19 protein-coding genes are annotated in these 19,032 nt (G+C 65.8%); 12 read left to right on the forward strand and 7 right to left on the reverse strand.

Annotated elements, in window-relative coordinates; all coding sequences use genetic code 11:
* Positions 1-8 precede the first annotated feature (8 nt).
* From ACZ48C_RS20140 to ACZ48C_RS20150, 3 genes are read right to left on the reverse strand one after another with little or no spacing between them, the layout of a single operon-like run.
* Complete coding sequence (locus tag ACZ48C_RS20140; protein WP_313194238.1) at positions 9-314, reverse strand: antibiotic biosynthesis monooxygenase; 306 nt, start codon at positions 312-314, stop codon at positions 9-11.
* A 37-nt stretch (positions 315-351) separates the two neighbouring features.
* Positions 352-1,914 (reverse strand): autoinducer-2 kinase, encoded by a 1,563-nt coding sequence (gene lsrK, locus ACZ48C_RS20145; RefSeq protein WP_464783827.1) that lies wholly within the window; start codon positions 1,912-1,914, stop codon positions 352-354.
* Positions 1,915-1,918: 4 nt separating this feature from the next.
* Positions 1,919-2,866: a sugar-binding transcriptional regulator gene (locus ACZ48C_RS20150; RefSeq protein ID WP_306031906.1), complete on the reverse strand. Its 948-nt coding sequence runs from the start codon at positions 2,864-2,866 to the stop codon at positions 1,919-1,921.
* A gap of 240 nt (positions 2,867-3,106) precedes the next feature.
* Between ACZ48C_RS20150 and lsrA the strand changes: the two genes are divergently transcribed.
* The 5 genes from lsrA (at position 3,107) to ACZ48C_RS20175 (ending at position 8,996) form a co-directional block, all read left to right on the forward strand.
* Positions 3,107-4,609 (forward strand): autoinducer 2 ABC transporter ATP-binding protein LsrA, encoded by a 1,503-nt coding sequence (lsrA, locus tag ACZ48C_RS20155; protein WP_464783828.1) that lies wholly within the window; start codon positions 3,107-3,109, stop codon positions 4,607-4,609.
* Positions 4,602-5,633 carry an ABC transporter permease subunit gene (locus tag ACZ48C_RS20160; protein WP_464783829.1) on the forward strand — a complete coding sequence of 344 codons (1,032 nt, stop codon included), beginning with the start codon at positions 4,602-4,604 and terminating at the stop codon, positions 5,631-5,633. The genes lsrA and ACZ48C_RS20160 overlap by 8 nt, the downstream gene beginning before the upstream one ends.
* Complete coding sequence (locus tag ACZ48C_RS20165) at positions 5,630-6,643, forward strand: ABC transporter permease subunit (RefSeq protein ID WP_464783830.1); 1,014 nt, start codon at positions 5,630-5,632, stop codon at positions 6,641-6,643. Before ACZ48C_RS20160 ends, ACZ48C_RS20165 begins: the two co-directional genes overlap by 4 nt.
* A gap of 59 nt (positions 6,644-6,702) precedes the next feature.
* Complete coding sequence (gene lsrB / locus ACZ48C_RS20170; RefSeq protein WP_464783964.1) at positions 6,703-7,677, forward strand: autoinducer 2 ABC transporter substrate-binding protein LsrB; 975 nt, start codon at positions 6,703-6,705, stop codon at positions 7,675-7,677.
* Between the two features lie 65 nt (positions 7,678-7,742).
* Positions 7,743-8,996 carry a class II aldolase/adducin family protein gene (locus ACZ48C_RS20175; protein ID WP_464783831.1) on the forward strand — a complete coding sequence of 418 codons (1,254 nt, stop codon included), beginning with the start codon at positions 7,743-7,745 and terminating at the stop codon, positions 8,994-8,996.
* A gap of 10 nt (positions 8,997-9,006) precedes the next feature.
* Here the strand turns inward: ACZ48C_RS20175 and ACZ48C_RS20180 are convergent, their stop codons facing one another.
* Together ACZ48C_RS20180 and ACZ48C_RS20185 are read right to left on the reverse strand one after the other, a co-directional pair.
* Entirely contained in the window at positions 9,007-10,875 is a 1,869-nt protein-coding gene (locus tag ACZ48C_RS20180; RefSeq protein WP_464783832.1) for an FUSC family protein, read from the reverse strand.
* Between the two features lie 65 nt (positions 10,876-10,940).
* A complete protein-coding gene (locus ACZ48C_RS20185) occupies positions 10,941-11,822 on the reverse strand; it encodes a LysR family transcriptional regulator (protein WP_464783833.1) in 882 nt (293 codons plus the stop codon).
* A 143-nt stretch (positions 11,823-11,965) separates the two neighbouring features.
* Here ACZ48C_RS20185 and ACZ48C_RS20190 point away from each other — a divergent pair, with 143 nt between their 5' ends.
* The 4 genes from ACZ48C_RS20190 to ACZ48C_RS20205 are packed head-to-tail and all read left to right on the forward strand — an operon-like array spanning position 11,966 to position 13,708.
* Entirely contained in the window at positions 11,966-12,544 is a 579-nt protein-coding gene (locus ACZ48C_RS20190; protein ID WP_464783965.1) for a LysE family translocator, read from the forward strand.
* A gap of 33 nt (positions 12,545-12,577) precedes the next feature.
* Positions 12,578-13,072 (forward strand): hypothetical protein, encoded by a 495-nt coding sequence (locus ACZ48C_RS20195; RefSeq protein WP_464783834.1) that lies wholly within the window; start codon positions 12,578-12,580, stop codon positions 13,070-13,072.
* 31 nt (positions 13,073-13,103) lie between these two features.
* Positions 13,104-13,442: a hypothetical protein gene (locus tag ACZ48C_RS20200; RefSeq protein ID WP_464783835.1), complete on the forward strand. Its 339-nt coding sequence runs from the start codon at positions 13,104-13,106 to the stop codon at positions 13,440-13,442.
* A 5-nt stretch (positions 13,443-13,447) separates the two neighbouring features.
* On the forward strand, positions 13,448-13,708 hold the full coding sequence (locus ACZ48C_RS20205; RefSeq protein WP_464783836.1) for a hypothetical protein: 261 nt from the start codon (positions 13,448-13,450) through the stop codon (positions 13,706-13,708).
* Between the two features lie 34 nt (positions 13,709-13,742).
* Here ACZ48C_RS20205 and ACZ48C_RS20210 read toward each other — a convergent pair whose 3' ends face one another.
* Positions 13,743-14,519: an SDR family oxidoreductase gene (locus ACZ48C_RS20210; protein ID WP_464783837.1), complete on the reverse strand. Its 777-nt coding sequence runs from the start codon at positions 14,517-14,519 to the stop codon at positions 13,743-13,745.
* An 11-nt stretch (positions 14,520-14,530) separates the two neighbouring features.
* Complete coding sequence (locus ACZ48C_RS20215; RefSeq protein ID WP_413251204.1) at positions 14,531-15,268, reverse strand: FadR/GntR family transcriptional regulator; 738 nt, start codon at positions 15,266-15,268, stop codon at positions 14,531-14,533.
* A 220-nt stretch (positions 15,269-15,488) separates the two neighbouring features.
* Between ACZ48C_RS20215 and ACZ48C_RS20220 the strand changes: the two genes are divergently transcribed.
* From ACZ48C_RS20220 to araH, 3 genes are all read left to right on the forward strand, one after another.
* Complete coding sequence (locus ACZ48C_RS20220) at positions 15,489-16,472, forward strand: arabinose ABC transporter substrate-binding protein (RefSeq protein ID WP_424548148.1); 984 nt, start codon at positions 15,489-15,491, stop codon at positions 16,470-16,472.
* Between the two features lie 62 nt (positions 16,473-16,534).
* The gene (gene araG, locus ACZ48C_RS20225) at positions 16,535-18,067 is read left to right on the forward strand and encodes an L-arabinose ABC transporter ATP-binding protein AraG (RefSeq protein WP_464783838.1); all 1,533 of its coding nucleotides are present in this window, start codon (positions 16,535-16,537) and stop codon (positions 18,065-18,067) included.
* Complete coding sequence (gene araH, locus ACZ48C_RS20230; RefSeq protein WP_464783839.1) at positions 18,064-19,014, forward strand: L-arabinose ABC transporter permease AraH; 951 nt, start codon at positions 18,064-18,066, stop codon at positions 19,012-19,014. Before araG ends, araH begins: the two co-directional genes overlap by 4 nt.
* Positions 19,015-19,032: the final 18 nt, after the last annotated feature.

The raw sequence follows: 19,032 nt of genomic DNA on the forward strand, positions 1-19,032 counted from the left end.
GACCGGCATCATGCGGCCAGGAAGTCCGCCATCTCGACCTTGTAGAAGGTCTTCGTCCGCGGACCGGCCAGAATGGGGTCGATCCGGCGTACGCATTCCTGATAGTGCGGCGTCTTGCGATGCTCGTCGAGCGCTTCGGGCGACCTGAACACCTCGTAGATGACGAAGCTGTGCTCGTCCTCGGGATTGCGCAGCACATCGAAGCGCAGGTTGCCCGGCTCGAGCCGTGTGCCCTCGTAATTGATGCGGAAGGCCTCCAGAAATTCATCGGCGTGGCCCGGTTTGACATTGATGCTGACCATCTGGATGAGCATGTCGTAATCCTTGTTGCGTTGTATCAATGATGAAAGGTCAAAGGCCCGGCGCTTTCCACATGGCCGTGGTGACGCCCTCGTCGACGAGCTGGCGTTGCAGCGCATAGGCCCGCGCCCAGCGCTCGCCGGCCTCGTCGTAGACGGTCTTGTGATCGAAGTTCGGTTCGAAGCGCCTGTCCCAGCGCACCCAGCCCTCGGCCGCCTCGACGAAATCGCGGCGAAGGCCGATGCCGATGGCCGCGGCGGCCGCGCAGCCGAGCGCCGTCGCCTCCTTGACGACGGGAGTGACGACCGGAAGGCCCGTCGCATCGGAAAGGATCTGCGACCAGTGGGCGGATTTCGACGCGCCGGCGGCGAAGACGATCTTGTCCGGCGTCTTGCCGGAGAGCTTGAAGATGGCCGAAAGGTTGCGGGCCGCGACGATGGCGGCGTTTTCCTGCAAGGCGCGGAAGATCGCGGCCTTACCGGACTTTTCCGGGTCGATGGACAGATTCAGCAGCGACGGGGCCGCATGATACCAGTTGCCGTAATGCATGACGTCGGAGAAGACCGGGATGATGCCATAGGCGCCGACGGGCACGCCCGCCGCCTTCTCCTCCAGCAGCCGGTAGGCATCGCCGCCCGGCCCGGCCGCGGCCACTTCCTCCGCGCCAAAACTGTCGCGGAACCAGCGCATGACGATGCCGACGAAGAAGCTGATCGCCTCGGCCTGGTTGAGGCCGCTCACGACATGCGGGTTGATGCGCAAGTCCATCGACGGGTCGGAGACGGCGGGGCCGACATTGACCACCTGCTGCCAGAAGGTGCCGCCGAGCACCGCGCAGTCGCCCTCGTTGACGACCCCGATGGCCGCCGCGCCGCTCTGGCAATCGCCGCCGCCCATGACGACGGGCGTGCCGGCGGCAAGGCCGGTCTCGTCCGCCGCCTTTTCGGTGATGCGGCCGATGACCGTGCCCGGCTCGACGCTTTCGGGGAAGATATCGCCGCGCATGCCGGCCTTCGCCATGGCCTCCGGCAGCCAGTCGCGTTTCAGCAGGCTGTAGAGGCCGGTGGTGCCGGCATTGGAGGGATCGCTGGCAATGACGCCGGAAAGGCGCGCCAGGACCCAGTCGGAGAGCATGCTGATCCGGTCGATGCGGGCATAGACGTCCGGCAGGTTGCGCTTCAGCCAGAGAAGGCGCGGCAGGGCGCCGAGCGCGAAGGTCTGGCCGGTCTCGGCATAGAGGTCGCGTTCGAGGCCGGGGAATTCGCGTTTCAGGTCGCGCACTTCGCTGACGGCGCGGCTGTCGACATTGGCGCAGGCCCAGATCTCCCGTCCGCTGCGGTCATAGGCGACGATGGCCTCGCGCATGCTAGTGGCGCTGACGGCGCGGATATCGGCGGCCGCGATGCCGGCCTCGGATATCGCCTGCCGGATGGCGCGCGACAGCAGCGACCAGTTGCCTTCCACGTCGAAATCCATGGAGCCGGGAAAGCGCGGATCGGCCTTGTGCCACCATTCGTGCTGGGCGCTGGCGATCTGGTTGCCGTTCTCGTCGAAGATGACGGCGCGGCCGCTGCCGGTGCCGGCGTCGACGGCCAGCAGGTATGAAGTCGTCATGGGGTCAGTCCTTGATCTCGATGAGGCCGGCGGCCGTCGTTTCGTCGGTGATGAGGATGCCGACGAATTTTCCGCGCAGCGCCGCGTGGATGGCCCCGACCTTGTGAATGCCGCCCGCCGCCGCCACGACCTTTTCGGCGCGCGACAGCGCCGCGAGCTTCACGCCGATCACCCGGTCGTGCAGCGGCAGGTCGAGCGGTTCGCCGCGCTCGTTGTAGAACTGGCAGAGGATATCGCCGACCGCCCCCTTGCGGCGCAGCGGCTCCACCTCGTCGGGGCTGACATAGCCCGAGCGCACGACGGTGGAGGCGGCGGAAAGCTCGCCGATGCCGACGAGCTGGTAGGTGGCGTTGAGCGCCATGTCGAGCAGGTTCGCGACGGCAGGCTCCGAGGAGAGATTGCGCGCCACGTCCGGGTCGCGCACGACGAGCGGCGCGGGCACCAGATGCACGCCGCTGCCCCAATTGGCCGTGCGCATGCCGTCGACATAGGTACCGACGCCGCCGGTAAGGCTGACGAGGCCGATGTTGCGCTCGTTGGCGAGATGGCCGAGCCGCTGGATGGTGTTGGATACGGTAGCGCCCCAGCCGACCGCCAGGAGGTCATCCGTCTGCAAGCGCTGCATGAGGAACTGCGCGGCGGCCTGCCCCAGCCGGTCGCTCGGGTCCTGATCGGGAAGCTGCGGCACGACATAGGCCTCGAGCAGCCCGTAGCGCTCCTTGATCTGCCGCTCCAGCGCAAGGCAGCCCTGATAGCGCGAATTGATGCGCACTTGGATGATGCCCGAGCGGCGGCCGCTTTCGAGCAGGCGCGAGACCTTGATGCGCGACATGTTGAGCTTTTCGCCGATCTCGTTCTGCGTCAGCCCGTCGTTGTAGTAGTACCAGGCGATACGGGTGAGGATCTCCTCATCCGTATCGGCGTAGCTCCATTCCCCGTTGTCCGACGCCATGCAAGCGGCTCCCTCGGTCGATTTCTGATCATTTGAATAACAAAAAAACTTTTGATACGTCAACGCATCTGCATGGCGAAAAATTCTTCACGGCCGCAATCCGTTGATTTTTGCGGATAAATCATATTTTGCAGCGCAATATTCCACTTTCTCGATGCCGACCGGCGCTTTGAGCATATTGACGGCCACCAATCACTATGATCACATGATTGACATAGATTACATATGAACAGGTGCAGAATGACGGGTAGCCCGGCGGCCGGGAGGGTCGCGACGCTGACGGACATCTGGAAGTCCTACGGTGCCGTTCCGGTGCTGAAGGGTGTCTCGCTCGCCTTGCAGGCCGGGGAAGTGCACGCGCTTCTCGGCGGCAACGGCGCCGGCAAATCGAGCCTCATGAAGATCATGTCGGGCGTCATCCCGGCCAATTCCGGTGCGATCGAGATCAATGGCCGGCCGCTCGCCCATGCCTCACCGGCCCATGCGCAGGACCTCGGCCTCTATCTGGTTCCGCAGGAAGCGCATATCCTGCCCAACCAGAGCGTCCTCGAAAACATCTGCCTCGGCCTCGCCGCCTCGCCCAAGGCACTGCGCCCGCGCGTCGAGCAGCTCGTCGCCGAGCTCTCCGTCTCGCTCGACCTCGACGCCCAGGCCGCCGCCCTCGAAATCGCCGAGCGGCAGATCGTCGAGATTCTGCGCGGCCTCGTGCGCGATGCGCGCGTGCTGATCCTCGACGAGCCGACCTCCGCACTCACTCCCTTCGAGACAAGCGCGCTCTTCCAGCGCGTGCGCAAATTGCAGGCGCAAGGCGTCGGCATCTTCTTCATCTCGCACAAGCTGCGCGAAATCCGCGAGATCTGCGGCACGATCAGCGTGCTGCGCGACGGCGTGATCGTGCTCTCCGGCCCGCTCGACAGCTACAGCGACGCCGAGATCATCGACGCGATGAGCCGCGTGCAGATCACGGAGGCCTCGGGCAAAGACCGCACCGGCCGCAAGGTCTCGCAGATCGGCCAGCCGCGCCTCAGCGTGCGCGGCCTCAGCGGCGAGGGTTTCCGCAATATCAGCCTCGACGTCCGGGCCGGCGAGATTCTCGGCCTTGCAGGCGTCGTCGGCGCGGGACGCACGGAATTCGCCGAAACGCTCTTCGGCCTGCGCCCCCAGACGGCAGGCAGCGTCGTCTTCGACGGCGCGGAACTGAAGAAGCGCTCGCCGCGCATCTGCATCGACCGCGGCCTCGTCTACCTGCCGGAAGACCGCCAGCAGCACGGCCTCTTCCTCGAAGCGCCGCTCTTCTGGAACGTCTCGTCCTATCTCGTGCATCGCCTGCCCTTCTTCCTGCGCCCCGGCGCGGAACGGAAGGCCTTCGACGAGTTCCGCTCCAGCATGGGCATCAAGTGCACCGGTCCCGGCCAGGAGGCGCGCGGCCTTTCGGGCGGCAACCAGCAGAAGGTGCTGCTGGCCAAATGCCTGTCGGCCCGGCCGAAGGTGCTGATCCTCGACGAGCCGACGCGCGGCGTCGACGTCGCGGCCCGCAACGACATCTACGACCTCATCCGCAAGCTCGCCGCCGAGGGCGTCGCCATCGTCCTCATCTCCTCGGATTTCGACGAGATCGAACAGCTCGCCGACCGCGTCGAGGTCATGGCCTTCGGCCAGTCCGGCGGGGAGTTGACGGACGACATCTCGGTGGACGCCATCGCCCGCCTTGCCTTCGGCGCCTCGGAGGCCCGCCATGCTTGACCTTTTCGCGCGCAACCGCGTCGCAACGCTCATCGCCGTTCTGGTCGTCGCCTATGCCGCCATCGGCGCGGCCGCGCCCGGCTATCTCTCCGGCGCGACGGCCTCGGTCGTCGTCTCCAACAGCCTCGTCTTGATGCTGATCTCGCTCGGCACGATGATCGTCATCCTGACACGCAACATCGACGTTTCCAGCGGCTCGGTGCTCGGCCTCAGCGCCGCCGTGCTCGGCCTCTCGCTCAATGCCGGCCTCGGCCTGCCGCTCGCCATCGCCTTCTGCCTGATGACGGGCGCCGGCGCCGGCGCCTTCAACGGGCTGATGGTCGCCTATCTCGGCATTCCCTCCATCGTCGCCACGCTCGGCACGCTCGGCCTTTATCGCGGCATCATGCTCGTCTTGACCGGCGGGCGCTGGATCGAGGACCTGCCGCAGAACCTCAAGGCGCTGGCCGGCAATCTCGGCCCCGGCTTCTCCGCGCTCACCGTCGTCGTGCTCGTTCTCGTCGTGCTTGCATGGCTCGTGCTGCGCAAAACGCGCTTCGGCCGCTATTTCTACGCCGTCGGCGACAACCGCGCCGCCGCGCACCATCTCGGCGTGCCGGTGAAGCGCGTGCAGTTCACCGCCTTCGTCGCGACCGGTATCTGCGCCGCGCTCGCCGGCCTCGTCTTCGCCGCGCAGATCGGCTTTATCCCCAACCAGGCCGGCAACGGCATAGAGTTGAAGGCCATCGCCGTCAATGTGCTCGGCGGGGTGAGCCTGCTCGGCGGCACCGGCTCGGTCGCGGGCATCTTTTCCGCCGTCATCTTCATCACCTCCATCGACAGCGCGCTCGTCTTCCTGAAGATCCCCGCCTACTGGAACGACTTCATCGCCGGCGCGATCTTGCTCTCGGTGCTGCTGCTCGACGGGCGCATCCGCCAGATCATCGACCGTCGCATCCGCGCCCGCCGCTATGCCGTGCACGAGCGCGGCCCCACCCAATCCGCTGAAACGACGACGGCGCGCACCGTGGAGGCCGGCCGATGAAGAAGCTCATCTTCCGCTGGGAGACCGCCCTCCTTGCCATGCTCGTCGCCGAGCTTGCCATCTTCGGCATCGTCAATCCGCGCTTCCTCAATGTCGCGAACCTGATCTACGGCACCTCGGACTTCGTGCAGATCGGCATCGTCGCCCTTCCGCTGACCCTCGTCATCATCGCCGGCGGCATCGACGTCTCCTTCGCCTCGGTGATCGGCCTTGCCGCCATCGTCTTCGGCGTCGCCACCTTCTACGGTGTGCCGCTGCCGCTTTCGATTACGCTGGCGCTCGTCTCCGGCGCGCTCTGCGGGCTTTTGAATGCCACCGTCATCCACCTGTCGAAGATCCAGCCGCTCGTCGTCACGCTCGGCAGCCTCTATCTCTTCCAGGGCACCGCGACGGTCGCCTCCGGCCTCGTCGGCGCGGGCGGCTATGAGGGCATCGGCAATTTCCCGGACGCCTTCAACGCCTTCGGCTATGCGGAAGTCCTCGGCCTGCCGGCCCCGCTCGCGCTGTTCCTCGCGCTCGCCCTCGTGCTGGTCGTGCTGCTGCATTTCACCCGCTTCGGCCGCGCCGTGTTCCTCTCCGGCCAGTCGGAAAGCGCGGCGCGCTTCGCCGGCATCGCGGTCGGCCGCGTGCAGACGATCACCTATGTCATCACCGGCGTCTCGGCCGCCATCGCCGGGCTCGTCATGTCGGCCTATTTCGGCTCGGCGCGCGTCGACCTCGGCTCGGCGACGCTGCTGCCGGCCGTCACCGCGGCCGTGCTCGGCGGCGCCTCCATCTATGGCGGCCAGGGCTCCATCCTCGGCACCCTGATCGCCACCTTCGTCATCGGCTACCTGCAGCAGGGCCTGCAGGCGGCCGGCGTCCCCAGCCAGATTTCCAGCGCACTTTCGGGAGGGTTGCTGGTTATCGCGGTCGCATTGCGCCACGGAAGCGCAATGCTGGCCGATTTCATCGCCGTCGCCCGGCAAAGAAGACAGACCCGGGCGGCAGTCACTTCAGGAGGAGAATGAGAATGATCAAGAACATCATGAAATCCGGCGCCGTCGCCGCGGCGCTTCTTGCCGGCACCATGCTCGCCTCGGGCACGGCCCATGCCGAAAACCAGATCGCCTTCATCCCCAAGCTGGTGGGCGTCGGCTTCTTCACCTCCGGCGGCGCCGGCGCGACGAAGGCCGGCGAGGAGCTCGGCGTCAAGGTCACCTATGACGGCCCGACGGAGCCCAGCGTTTCCGGCCAGGTGCAGTTCATCAACAACTTCGTCAACCAGGGCTATAACGCCCTCATCGTCTCCTCCGTCTCGCCGGACGGCCTGTGCCCGGCGCTGAAGCGCGCGATGGATCGCGGCGTGCTCGTCATGACCTGGGACAGCGACGTCAACCCGGATTGCCGCAGCTACTACATCAACCAGGGCACGCCCGAGCAGCTCGGCGGCCTCCTGGTCGACATGGCGGCGGAAGGCGTGACGAAGGAAAAGGCCAAGGTCGCCTTCTTCTATTCCAGCCCGACCGTGACCGACCAGAACGCCTGGGCGGAAGCCGCCAAGGCGAAGATCGCCAAGGAGCATCCGGGCTGGGAGATCGTCACCACCCAGTACGGCTACAACGACGCGCAGAAGTCGCTGCAGACGGCTGAAAGCATCCTCCAGACCTATCCGGACCTCGACGCGATCATCGCGCCCGACGCCAACGCCCTGCCGGCCGCAGCACAGGCAGCGGAAAACCTGAAGCGCGCCGAAGGCGTCACCATCGTCGGCTTCTCCACGCCGAACGTCATGCGCCCCTATATCGAACGCGGCACGATCCAGCGCTTCGGCCTGTGGGACGTCACGCAGCAGGGCAAGATCTCGGTCTACGTCGCCGATCACGTCCTGAAGAACGGCCCGATGAAGGTCGGCGACAAGCTGGAAATCCCCGGCGTCGGCACGGTCGAGGTCTCGGCCAACAAGGTACAGGGCTACGACTACGAAGCCGACGGCAACGGCATCATCCTGCTGCCGGAGCGCACCGTCTTCACCAAGGACAACATCGCCAACTTCGACTTCTGATAACGCATAGACGGCGGGCGGCTCCGGCTGCCCGCCGCACTCATTTCAAGGACAGGACAATCCGCATGAAAAGCCGCTGGAACGACGAGGACGCAGCCCGTTACGTGGAGGCCGCCCGCGGGGCCGGACAGAGCGAAGCCCTCGGCCTTCGCATCTATACCTCCCGCATCATCGGCGGCGATCCGGACCTCGTGCTGCACGGCGGCGGCAACACCTCCGTTAAGGTGACCTCGGCCGACGGCGAAGCCCTCATGCATATCAAGGGCAGCGGCTGGGACCTCGACACGATCGAGGCGCCGGGCCTGCCGGCAGTCCGTCTCGCCCCGCTGCTCGAAGCCCGCAACGGCCCCAAGCTCTCCGACCCCGACATGGTCGCCCTGCTGCGCGCCAGCCTCATCGAGGCGGACGCGCCGAACCCCTCCGTCGAAGCCCTACTGCACGCCTTCCTGCCGTTTGCCTTCGTGGACCACACGCATGCGACAGCGATCCTGGCGCTCGCCGACCAGCCCGACATGCGCGAGACGGTCAGCCGTGTCTATGGCGAGCGCCTCGCCTACGTGCCCTATGTCATGCCCGGCTTCGACCTTTCCATCGTCGCCGACCGCATCTATCGCGACCGTCCGGGCTGCGAAGGCCTTTGGCTGGAGAACCACGGCCTCTTCACCTTCGCCGACGATGCCCGTGTCTCCTACGAGCTGATGATCGAATTCGTCACCATGGCGGAAGAGGAGCTGGCGCGTAAGGGCGTCACGCTTTCCGGCCCGCAGCCGAGCGACGGCGAGGAGGACGCGGCGCTGACGGCGCGGCTTGAGGCCGCACTCACCCGCGACGGCTCGCCTTTCGCCAGGGGCGTCTTCCTCGACTATCGTTCCACCGCCGCGATCCGCGAACATGCCGGAAAGGAAAACGTCGAGGCGATCGGCCTGCGCGGCACCGTCACGCCGGATCACGTCATCCGCATCAAGCCCTGGCCGATGATCATCGAGGCCAGTGCGGACGAGGCGGCGATCGACGCAGCGCTTGCAGCCTATGCCGATCGCTACCGCGCCTATTTCGCGCGCAACGCCACCCGCACCAACGAGCCGAAGCAGATGCTGGACGTCTATCCGCGCCTCGTTCTGGTCCGCGGCAAGGGCATCTACGCCCTCGGTGCCAGTGCGAAGGCAGCCGGGATCGGCGGCGACCTTTGCGAGCAGGCGACCCGCGCCATCAACGCCGCCGAAGCCTACGGCCGCTTCACGCCCATCGGCGAGGCGGACCTGTTTGACATGGAATACTGGTCACTGGAACAGGCAAAGCTGAAGGTCGCCGCTCAATAGCGTCTTTCCGTCACGCCCGGCTGGACGGGAAGACGATCGAGCTGCCCAGCAAGCGGATTTCCGCTTCGAGAAAGGCCGGAACCTCGGGATCGGGCGGCGGTGCGGTGCCATTGTGGAATGCATTGACGATCCCGGCGAGGCAGGCGTGCAACTGCGCCGCGCCTTCCTTGCCGAACAGTTCCTCCGCCAGGGCCACATTTTCCCCTGTCGGCGATGCGGCCTCGATCCGCCAGCCGGCGGCGAGCAGGCGGTAGGCGAGGCGCTGGGTGGCGACGACGGCGGGCCAGAGGGGTTCCGCCGTGGCCCGGCTTTCCGCACCGCTTCCGGCCGCCGCATCGTAGCTTTGCAGCAGCAGGATTATGTGATGCTGCAGGTTGCGCCGGGCGCCGCGCACGCCCGCCGTATCGGCATCGCCGGTCGCAAGATGCTGGGCGACCAGATCGATCGCCCCCCAGGTCCGGAACAGTTCCTGCGAGATCGCCCGGGTCGTTCCCCGTTTCGCCAGAAGCAGGAACGCCGCGACACCAATGGCACAGCCGAGAAAGGTATCCTCCGCGCGAACCCAGACCTGATGGGGAATATCGGCCACCGGATGACCGCCGGAGGCGATGGTGAGGGCAATCGCCGTGATGAAGACGACCGCGAGCCCGTAATTGCGCAGCACCAGCAATTCGATGATGAACTGTAGGAGGGCGATCGTGGCTGCGAACCACAGCCCTTCAGGGTGAAGATACAGGACGACGCCGGCAAGGACAGTGCCGATCAGGGTGCCGCCGACCCGCTGGATTCCCCGTTGCAGCATCGTCGCCCGGTCGAGGCCCTGGTAGAGCATCAGCACGGCGGCGGCGGTGATCCAGTAGGCATGCTCGATATTCGTCAACCAGCCGAAGAGCCCGCTCACCGCCGAGGCCACCGCCACCCGCAGGCCGATCTCGAATGCCTGCGCGCCCGGGCGCGCCCCCTCCTTCAGGAGCTGCCAGCCGCTGACGCGGCCGAGTGGGATATGGCCGGGATTGGTGACGTCGACCGGCATCGCCCCCTGCCGGGCAATTGCCCGCACGCGCTCGATATTCGCCTGCGGGATCGGTTCGCCCGCTCCCACCGCATTGATCGCCTCGGCGAAGATCATGTGCAGTTCCCGGCCCTCGGCGCGCAGCCGCGACAGGGTTCCATTCGGGCGAGGCTGCACGGGCTGCTGGCTGACCAGCACCGTCCATGCAAGATGCAGCGCGATGGCCGCCTGATGCCGCGCCACATCGCCGCCCGGCGTCGTCGCCGCGGCGAGAAAATCGCCGACCGCACGGGCCGCCGCCTTCAGGGCCAGAACCTCGGGCCCACGCGGGGCAAGGATCGCCCCCGCCATATGCAGCACCCAGGCGAAGGCCCCGCCGGCAAGGACGAGCGTACCCACATGCCACCAGGACAGGTGCTCCGCCCCCATCGCCGTGCCGGCCGCGACCGCAAGCGTGAAGAGATAGGCCCCCGGCGGGGAAACCTTCAGCGCGCTGCACAGGAAGGCGGCAGCGGTCGCGAGCAACGTCACCACCGGAACGGTCAGCCACTCCGTGCCGCCCGCCACCACGCCGATCATCACGGCAAGCGCGAACGACACCGCGATCGCGCCAAGATGAAAGGCGCGGTTCAGGAACGGCCGGTCGTTGCCGTAGACGGCGGTGAAGCCGCCGATCGTCGCCATCAGTCCCGCCGGCAGATCCCCTGCCGCCCAGCCGATCGCAGCAGGCACGCCCATGGCAAGGGCTGCGCGGAGCGCAAACGGCCAGCGCCGGGCACCCGGCTTGTTCAGGGAGAACAGCGAGCGTAGCTGGAGCGCGCGCGCCGCTGGCGATGGAAGATCGGGTTTTGCAATCGGATCGGGCATGAAAATTCCGGCTGGTTCGGCAGGCCGAAACTAGTTCGCCTCTTGCGGATTAACAATCGCATGGTTCAGGTTTTCCGGAGGTGACGCGGCGCGGCGACCTGCGGCCTGTTGGCGGTAATCCATTCGATGACGGCACGCGTCAGGAGCATGGTTTCTTCCGGCAGGCCGGGCCGCACATGGGCCACGAATTCGACATCGGGCAAAGGCGGCAATTGCGCATTGCCTGGTGACGATTGCAGGCTCGCCGGGATCGAACTGGCATTCAGCGGGGTGACCGCAAGCCCTGCAGCGGCCATAGCCGTCAGGCTGCCGAGGCTGGGGCTGACGCTGGTGATCCTCCACGTGCAGTTCTGCGCGGCGAGCGCGGCAAGGGCGGCGTCCCTGTAGGGGCACGGTTCGGGAAACACGGCAATGGGAATGGGCGTCTCGGCATCGAGCGGGGTCCTTCCGAGCACCCATCGGAGCGGCTCGTTCCACAGATGCATACCGGGCTGGTCGCCCCGGCAGCGGCAGCCGACGACCAGGTCGAGTTCGCCCTTGTCCATGCTGTCGAGCAGCACCGCCATGTTGGAAATATGGACTTCCAGCGTCCTTGCCGTGCGGGAATCCTGGAATTTCCGCAGCACCGCGGGCAGCCATGTGCTCGTCAGGTCATCGGATGCGCCGATACGCAGGTGAAGCGCGTTGCTGCTTCCCCGCATCAGGGTCCGGGCTTCCTCGCTCAGGCGCAGGATCGCCCGCGCATGGCCGAGCAGCGCCTGTCCCTGCGGCGTCAGGGCGACCGTGCGGGTGCTACGCTCGAAAAGGGCGGTGCCCGCCTGTTCCTCCAGCCGCCGGATATGGGCGCTGACGGCGGATTGCGTCAGGTTCAACTGCTGCCCCGCCTTCGTGAAGCTCGACAGGCAGGCGACCGTTTCGAATGTCCGCAGCAGCACGATGTCGAACATCGATCCACCTCGTTCCGTTATCAATGACATGATGATAAATCGTTTCTCATGATCAATAAAGGCTGATTGACTTGCCCCGCCGGCAAAACGGGAGGTCAAACGCCGTGTCACTGGAAAGCTGGATACCCTTCGCCTTCGCCACCATGGCCTTCGCCTGCATGCCCGGGCCGGCCATTCTCTACATGTCGGCGCAGACCCTTGCCCACGGCCACCGGGCCGGGCTGATGGCCGCCCTCGGCATCCATCTCGGCTGCTATGTCCACATAGCCGGGGCCTCCGTCGGCCTTGCCGCCCTCCTCCATCATGCGCCCGCGCTCTATACAGCCGTCAGGACGGCCGGCGCGCTCTATATGCTCTGGCTGGGCGGCCGGATGATCGTTCCGCCCGGAGCGCGGGCGGAAACCGAAACGCGTCCGAGGCAAAGGAAGGTCCTGCACGACAGTATCGTGGTCGAGGTCCTCAATCCGAAGACCGCGCTCTTCTTCCTGACCTTCCTGCCGCAGTTCGTCGATCCCGCTGCGGCGACGCCGGACTGGCTCCAGTTCCTGCTGCTGGGGGTCATCGTCAACGGCGCTTTCTCGCTGGGCGACCTCGCCTCGGTGGGTATCGCGTCCCTCGCCGCACCGCTCGTTTCCACGCCCGGCTCCGGCCTTTGGGTCTCGCGGATCAGTGGCGGCATCCTCGTCGGGCTCAGCCTTGCCATCATGTTGCGTATCCTGTGAGGCAGGCCCGGCCATGAACATGGGAGGAAACGGATGAACATCTCGACACACGCCTTCGCCGCGGCCCTCGCCGTCCTGCCGACGAGCATGTCCGTCATGGCGGCGGATCACCAATGGAAGACCTATACCAATGTCCGCTTCGGCTACAGCATCTGCTATCCGGCCGATCTCCTTGCTGCCCAGCAGGAGGCCGATAACGGCGATGGCCGCGTGTTCTCCGCGGAATCGGGCGCCGAATTGCGGGTCTGGGGTGGCTACAACGTGATGGAGCAGACCGCCGACGCTATCGTCTCGGACCTCGACAGCCCGGATGCCGTTGTCAGCTATCACCGAGCAAACGAAAACTGGGCCGTCATCTCCGGCCGCGAGAACGGCAGGGTCTTCTATGCCAAGGCCCTGCTGAGACCGAATGGGCAAGATGACATCGACAGCCTTCACGTCTTCCGCCTGACATATCCGTTGGACGAGGCGAAGACCTACGAGGCCGTGGTCGCCAGACTGGCCACATGCTTCCGGCCCGCCGGGTAACGGTCCCACTTACGACGCCAAGGAGGAAGATATGAACCGGCTGTTGCTTGCAATGCCCCTCTTCGTTGCCGGACTGTACACCGCAGTTCCAGCCACCGCTGCGGAAAAGCTGTTTCCGCGGGCCACCGAAAGCGACGACCAGCTCAAGAAACTCTACGACGATGCAGGAGACATCTGCCTGCACAATCCCAGCGGAGACGTCCGGATCGCCGTCGCCTGCAAGGCGATGACGATCTACGGCGTCGCGCTCAACGAGAGGAACTGGTGCTACGGACGTCGCAGCGAGGCGAATGCCGAGATGCGCTGGCATCGGTGCGGGACAGATTCCGAGCGATTCACCTTCGATACGCTCGACGATTTTGGGAGATAGACGCGATGCTGAAACCGATCGCTATCTTCGTCGCCAGCCTTATCCTCCTCGTGCCGGTCTGCCTCTTTGCCGGATACGGGATCGGCGAGGTGATCTCCGCCCTTGTCTATCCGCCCGCCCCGCCCGCAACGGATGTCTACCGGGAGGACCGCGAACTCTTTGCCGGCATTTACGGCATCATGTTCATCGGCGGAGGCCTGTATGTCCTTTGCGCTGCCTTCGCCGTGTTTCGGCTGGTCAGGGCGATCCGCAGGAGCCGGGCGTAATCCCGGACGAAGGGCCCGTTTCCGGGCGCGCCGCTCAGGGATGGTGCAGCACCGTCATCCCGCCATCGACCGTCAGGCAGGTGGCATTCATGAACGGGCATTCGTCCGAGATCATGAAGAGCGCCGCCTTGGCGATTTCCTCCGGCGTCGCGATGCGCCCGCCGGGATGGAGCTTCAGGGTCTCCGCCTCGGCGGCCAGGGGATCGGGGAAGCTGTTCCAGTAGTCCACGACCTTCTGCGTGCGCACGTAGCCCGGTGCCAGCGCGTTTACGCGCACGCCCCGCCCGGCATATTCCAGGCCGAGGGCCTTGGTCATGCCGAGCAGGGCATGCTTGGCAACCGGATAGGGAAAGCTGTGGGGAACGATGGTGAAGGCATGGGTGGAGGCGATGTTGAGGATGACGCCGCCGCCTTCCTCGAGCAGGCCCGGCAGCACCGCGCGGCTGCAATTCCAGGCGCCCTTGAGATTGATGTCGAGGCAGCGCTGCCAGTCGGCATCGGAAAGCTTCAGCGGCTCGGAGAAGACATTGACGCCGGCATTGTTGACGAGCGCGTTCGGCCGGCCGATCTCCAGCGCCGCAGCCGCCACGGCACTCTCGATGGCCGCCGCGTCGGTGATATCGACGGCCGCATGACCGATCCGCCCGCCGGCCGCGCGCAGGCGCTCCGTCTCGGCGGAAAGCAGGCCGCCGTCGCGGTCGATCAGGAAGAGGCTCGCCCCTTCCGCAAGAAAGGCCTCGGCCATGGCAAGGCCGATGCCCTGCGCCGCGCCGGTGACGACGATCCGCTTGCCTTCGAGACGTCCTGCCATGTCGGTTCTCCTCAGCGGCCGTTCGACGACGGATGATTGCGGACGGCGATCGCGATGTCGCGCGCGGCGATGTCGAGCATGCGGCGCGAGCATTCGCGGGCGGCTTGCCTGTCGCGAAGGCGCAGCGCCTCGACGAGCTGCCTGTGGATTTCCACCGCCTCGCCGCGCGCATCCGCCGCCTCGTTGGAGGTATGCAGGGAAAATTCCAGCGCCGCCCGGATGATGCTGGCGAGCTGCATGAAGACCTGGTTGTGGCTCGCCTTCAGGAGCCCCGCATGAAAGGCGACGTCGGCCTTGGTGAAGGCTTCGAGATCCCCCTCCGCATCGCGCATCTCCTCCCAGGCGCGCTCGATCTCGGCGACCTCCTGCAGCGTCGCCCGCTCGGCGGCGAATTCCGCGGCGAAGGGCTCGATGGCGCGGCGGGCGTCCAGCACGCAGTTGAGGAGATCGAGTTCGAAGATGCGCGGACCGATCCATTCCAGCACCTGCTGGTCGAGGATGTTCCACTCCTCCTTCGGGCAGACGACCGTGCCGACGCGCGAGCGCCCGCGCACAAGCCCCTTGGATTCCAGGATCTTCAGCGATTCCCGGATGACCGTGCGGCTGACGCCGTAGCGCAGGCACAGCTCGTTCTCCGTCGGCAGGAAAGCGCCGACCGGGAAGACATCCGCGCAGATATCGGTCGCGATCGTCCGCGTCACGTTCTTCTGCACCCGGGGCCGGCGCACGCTCCCCTCGCCTTCGGACATATCCGGGCGCTCACTCTGTTGCTGCACGACCATTCTCCATCCCACTCAGCCTGCGATGCATTAACCGGTTTCAGCCGCGCTGGCGACGGCCGGTTTCGCGTCGATCCGACATTTCTATCATACATCGATATTCAATTCATCATACAAAGACAATTGACGGATATGATGAAAAACCCTACACCAAGAGCACTGCAAACGCAGTTGTTTTGGGAGAGAGACAATGGGCTTTATCAAGGCAGCCATCCTGGCTGGCACCGTCGCCGTATTCGCCGCAACCTCCGCCTTCGCCGCCGACGTCAAGATCGGCTTCATCGTGAAGCAGCCGGAAGAGCCGTGGTTCCAGGACGAATGGAAATTCGCCGACGTCGCCGCCAAGGAGAAGGGTTTCACCCTCGTCAAGATCGGCGCGGAAGACGGCGAGAAGGTTCAGTCGGCCATCGACAATCTCGGCGCGCAGGGCGCCCAGGGCTTCATCATCTGCACGCCGGACGTCAAGCTCGGCCCCGGCATCGTCGCCAAGGCCGCCGCCAACGATCTCAAGCTGATGACCGTGGACGACCGCCTCGTGAACGCCGACGGCAGCCCCATCGAGGACGTGCCGCATATGGGCATTTCCGCCACCAAGATCGGCGAGGCCGTCGGCCAGACGATCGTCGACGAGATCAAGAAGCGCGGTTGGGACATGAAGGATGTCGGCGCGATCCGCGTCTCCTACGACCAGCTCCCGACGGCCGTCGACCGTGTCGAAGGCGCGCTCTCCGTGCTGAAGGCCGCCGGATTCCCGGAAGCCAACATCTTCGACGCGCCCCAGGCCAAGACCGATACGGAAGCCGCCCTCAATGCCGCGACCGTCGTTCTCAACAAGAATGCCGGCATCAAGCACTGGGTCGCCGTGGGCCTCAATGACGAAGCCGTCCTCGGTGCGGTGCGCGCCACCGAAAGCGTCGGCATTGCCGCCGACAGCATGATCGGCGTAGGCATCGGCGGGGCGGATTCGGCGATCAACGAGTTCAAGAAGCCCGCGGCCACCGGCTTCTTCGGCACCGTGATCATTTCGCCGAAGCGCCACGGCTACGAGACCGCGCTCAACATGTACGACTGGGTCGCCAACGGCAAGGAACCGGAAAAGCTGATCCTGACCGCCGGCCAGATCGCGCTGCGCGACAATTACGAAACGGTTCGCAAGGACCTCGGCATCGAATAATCATCCTCTGAGGATGACCCAGCCCGGCGGCACGGCCGCCGGGCCTCTTTCGGGGTGCTGACATGACGGACTTTCTCGAATTCAGGGCGATATCCAAGGGATATCCCGGCGTGCAGGCGCTCGCCGACGTTTCCTTCTGCGTGAAGAAGGGCGCCGTGCATGGCCTGATGGGCGAAAACGGCGCAGGCAAATCCACCCTCATCCGCGTGCTCTCCGGCGATCAGTCCGCCGATGCCGGCGAGATCCTCATCGACGGCAAGGCGCAGCATTACCGCTCCGTGCGGGATGCCTTCGAGGCCGGCGTCATCGTCATCCACCAGGAACTTCAGCTCGTGCCCGAGCTGACGGTGGCCGAAAATCTCTGGCTCGGCCGCTTTCCCGGCAGGGCCGGCGTCATCGACCGCTCGCGCCTCGTCGGCGTGGTCAAGGAGAAGCTTGCGGAGATCGGCATCGACATCGATCCCGCCGCCAAGGTCGCCTCGCTCTCGATCGGCGAGCGCCAGATGGTGGAGATCGCCAAGGCCGTGATGGCCGATGCGCGCGTCATCGCGCTGGACGAGCCCACCTCCTCGCTCTCCTCGCGCGAAAGCGAAATCCTCTTTGCGCTGATCGACCGCCTGCGCGCGCAGGGCAAGGTCATCCTCTACGTCTCGCACCGCCTCGACGAGATCTTCCGCCTGTGCGACAGCCTCACGGTGCTGCGCGACGGCAAGCTTGCCGCCCATCATCCCGCGATTGCCGATATCACGCGCGAGCAGATCATCGCCGAAATGGTCGGCCGCGAGATTTCCAACATCTGGGGTTTTCGCCCGCGCGAGCGGGGCGCCGTGCGGCTGGAGGTCAAGGATCTTTCGGGCCGCAAGCTGCGCAACCCGATCGGTTTCTCCGTGCGCCAGGGCGAGATTCTCGGCTTCTTCGGCCTTATCGGCGCGGGCCGCAGCGAGATGGCGCGCCTCGTCTACGGTGCCGACAGCCGCCTGCAGGGCACCGTCAGCGTCGACGGCCGGGCCGTCACGCCCGACAGTCCGCCGCACGCCATCCGCGCCGGCATCGTGCTCTGCCCGGAAGACCGCAAGTTCGACGGCATCGTGCAGGGCCGCAATATCGAGGAGAACATGGCGATCTCCTCGCGCCGCCATTTCTCCCCCTTCGGCATTCTCCAACCGAAGAAGGAAGCGGAACTGGCCGAGCGCTTCATCGCCAAGCTGCGCGTGCGCACGCCCTCGCGCAAGCAGGACATCGTCAACCTCTCGGGCGGCAACCAGCAGAAGGTCATCCTCGGCCGCTGGCTTTCCGAACAGGGCGTGAAGGTCCTCATCATCGACGAGCCGACGCGCGGGATCGATGTCGGCGCCAAGTCGGAAATCTACGAAATCCTCTACGAGCTTGCCGGCCAGGGCATGGCGATCGTCGTCATATCGAGCGAATTGCCCGAGGTGATGGGCATAACCGACCGCATCATGGTCATGTGCCAGGGCCGGGTGGCCGCCGATATCGAGCGTGCCGATTTCGACGAGCGCCGCATCCTCGCCGCCGCTCTTCCCGATGTGGCCAATGCCAGCGAACTTCCAACACAGCAGGTCCAGTCGCGATGACGTCCTTGAAAAAACTCCTCCTCGGCGAGCAGGGCCTCGTCGTCATCTTCGCCATCGCCTTCGCCATCGTGGCGCTCACGGTTCCGAACTTCCTGACCGAGCGCAACATGCTGGGCCTGCTGCAATCGGTGGTCACCATCGGCATCGTCGCCTGTACGATGATGTTCTGCCTCGCCTCGCGCGACTTCGATCTGTCGGTCGGCTCCACCGTCGCCTTTTCCGGCATGATCGCCGTCATGGCCTCCAATGCCTCGGGCTCGATCGTCGTCGGCCTCATCGCCGCGCTTCTGTGCGGCGGGGCGGTCGGCCTCATCAATGGCGTGGTCATCGCCCGCTTCCGCATCAACGCGCTCATCACGACGCTCGCCACCATGCAGATCGTGCGCGGCTTCGCGCTGATCGCCTCGGACGGCCGCGCCGTCGGCATCAACGATCCCGGCTTCTACCAGCTTGCCCTGTCGAAGTTCCTCGGCATCCCGACGCCGATCTGGGTCATGGCCATCTTCTTCGTCATCTTCGGCTTCGTGCTGAACCGCACGGTCTTCGGCAAGAACACGCTGGCGATCGGCGGCAATCCCGAGGCCTCGCGGCTTGCCGGCGTCAATGTCTCCAACATGCGCATCTGGATTTTCGCGCTGCAGGGCTTCGTCTGCGCCGTCGCCGGCGTGCTCCTCGCCTCGCGCATCACCTCGGGCCAGCCGAATGCCGCCACGGGCCTCGAACTCTCGGTCATCTCAGCCTGCGTGCTCGGCGGCGTCTCGCTTGCCGGCGGCCGGGCGGCCATGACGGGCGTCATCGTCGGTGTGCTCATCATGGGCATTGCGGAGAACGTCATGAATCTCCTCAACATCCAGGCATTCTACCAATATGTCGTGCGCGGCCTCATCCTGCTGCTCGCCGTGCTGCTCGATAACCTCCGCTCGGCAGCCGCCGGCCGGCGGACCTGACAGGCCTCACCCATCTTG

Source organism: Shinella sp. 1A1 (genome assembly GCF_055379515.1).

Bases quoted from the DNA above. Each gene is read 5' to 3' on its own strand.
- lsrK (WP_464783827.1), bottom strand. From the start codon at position 1,914: ATGACGACTTCATACCTGCTGGCCGTCGACGCCGGCACCGGCAGCGGC.
- ACZ48C_RS20160 (WP_464783829.1), top strand. From the start codon at position 4,602: ATGCTTGACCTTTTCGCGCGCAACCGCGTCGCAACGCTCATCGCCGTT.
- ACZ48C_RS20165 (WP_464783830.1), top strand. From the start codon at position 5,630: ATGAAGAAGCTCATCTTCCGCTGGGAGACCGCCCTCCTTGCCATGCTC.
- ACZ48C_RS20190 (WP_464783965.1), top strand. From the start codon at position 11,966: ATGGCCTTCGCCTGCATGCCCGGGCCGGCCATTCTCTACATGTCGGCG.
- ACZ48C_RS20180 (WP_464783832.1), bottom strand. From the start codon at position 10,875: ATGCCCGATCCGATTGCAAAACCCGATCTTCCATCGCCAGCGGCGCGC.
- ACZ48C_RS20175 (WP_464783831.1), top strand. From the start codon at position 7,743: ATGAAAAGCCGCTGGAACGACGAGGACGCAGCCCGTTACGTGGAGGCC.
- lsrA (WP_464783828.1), top strand. From the start codon at position 3,107: ATGACGGGTAGCCCGGCGGCCGGGAGGGTCGCGACGCTGACGGACATC.
- ACZ48C_RS20140 (WP_313194238.1), bottom strand. From the start codon at position 314: ATGCTCATCCAGATGGTCAGCATCAATGTCAAACCGGGCCACGCCGAT.
- araH (WP_464783839.1), top strand. From the start codon at position 18,064: ATGACGTCCTTGAAAAAACTCCTCCTCGGCGAGCAGGGCCTCGTCGTC.
- araG (WP_464783838.1), top strand. From the start codon at position 16,535: ATGACGGACTTTCTCGAATTCAGGGCGATATCCAAGGGATATCCCGGC.
- ACZ48C_RS20200 (WP_464783835.1), top strand. From the start codon at position 13,104: ATGAACCGGCTGTTGCTTGCAATGCCCCTCTTCGTTGCCGGACTGTAC.
- ACZ48C_RS20185 (WP_464783833.1), bottom strand. From the start codon at position 11,822: ATGTTCGACATCGTGCTGCTGCGGACATTCGAAACGGTCGCCTGCCTG.
- ACZ48C_RS20195 (WP_464783834.1), top strand. From the start codon at position 12,578: ATGAACATCTCGACACACGCCTTCGCCGCGGCCCTCGCCGTCCTGCCG.
- ACZ48C_RS20220 (WP_424548148.1), top strand. From the start codon at position 15,489: ATGGGCTTTATCAAGGCAGCCATCCTGGCTGGCACCGTCGCCGTATTC.
- ACZ48C_RS20150 (WP_306031906.1), bottom strand. From the start codon at position 2,866: ATGGCGTCGGACAACGGGGAATGGAGCTACGCCGATACGGATGAGGAG.
- ACZ48C_RS20215 (WP_413251204.1), bottom strand. From the start codon at position 15,268: ATGTCCGAAGGCGAGGGGAGCGTGCGCCGGCCCCGGGTGCAGAAGAAC.
- ACZ48C_RS20210 (WP_464783837.1), bottom strand. From the start codon at position 14,519: ATGGCAGGACGTCTCGAAGGCAAGCGGATCGTCGTCACCGGCGCGGCG.
- lsrB (WP_464783964.1), top strand. From the start codon at position 6,703: ATGCTCGCCTCGGGCACGGCCCATGCCGAAAACCAGATCGCCTTCATC.
- ACZ48C_RS20205 (WP_464783836.1), top strand. From the start codon at position 13,448: ATGCTGAAACCGATCGCTATCTTCGTCGCCAGCCTTATCCTCCTCGTG.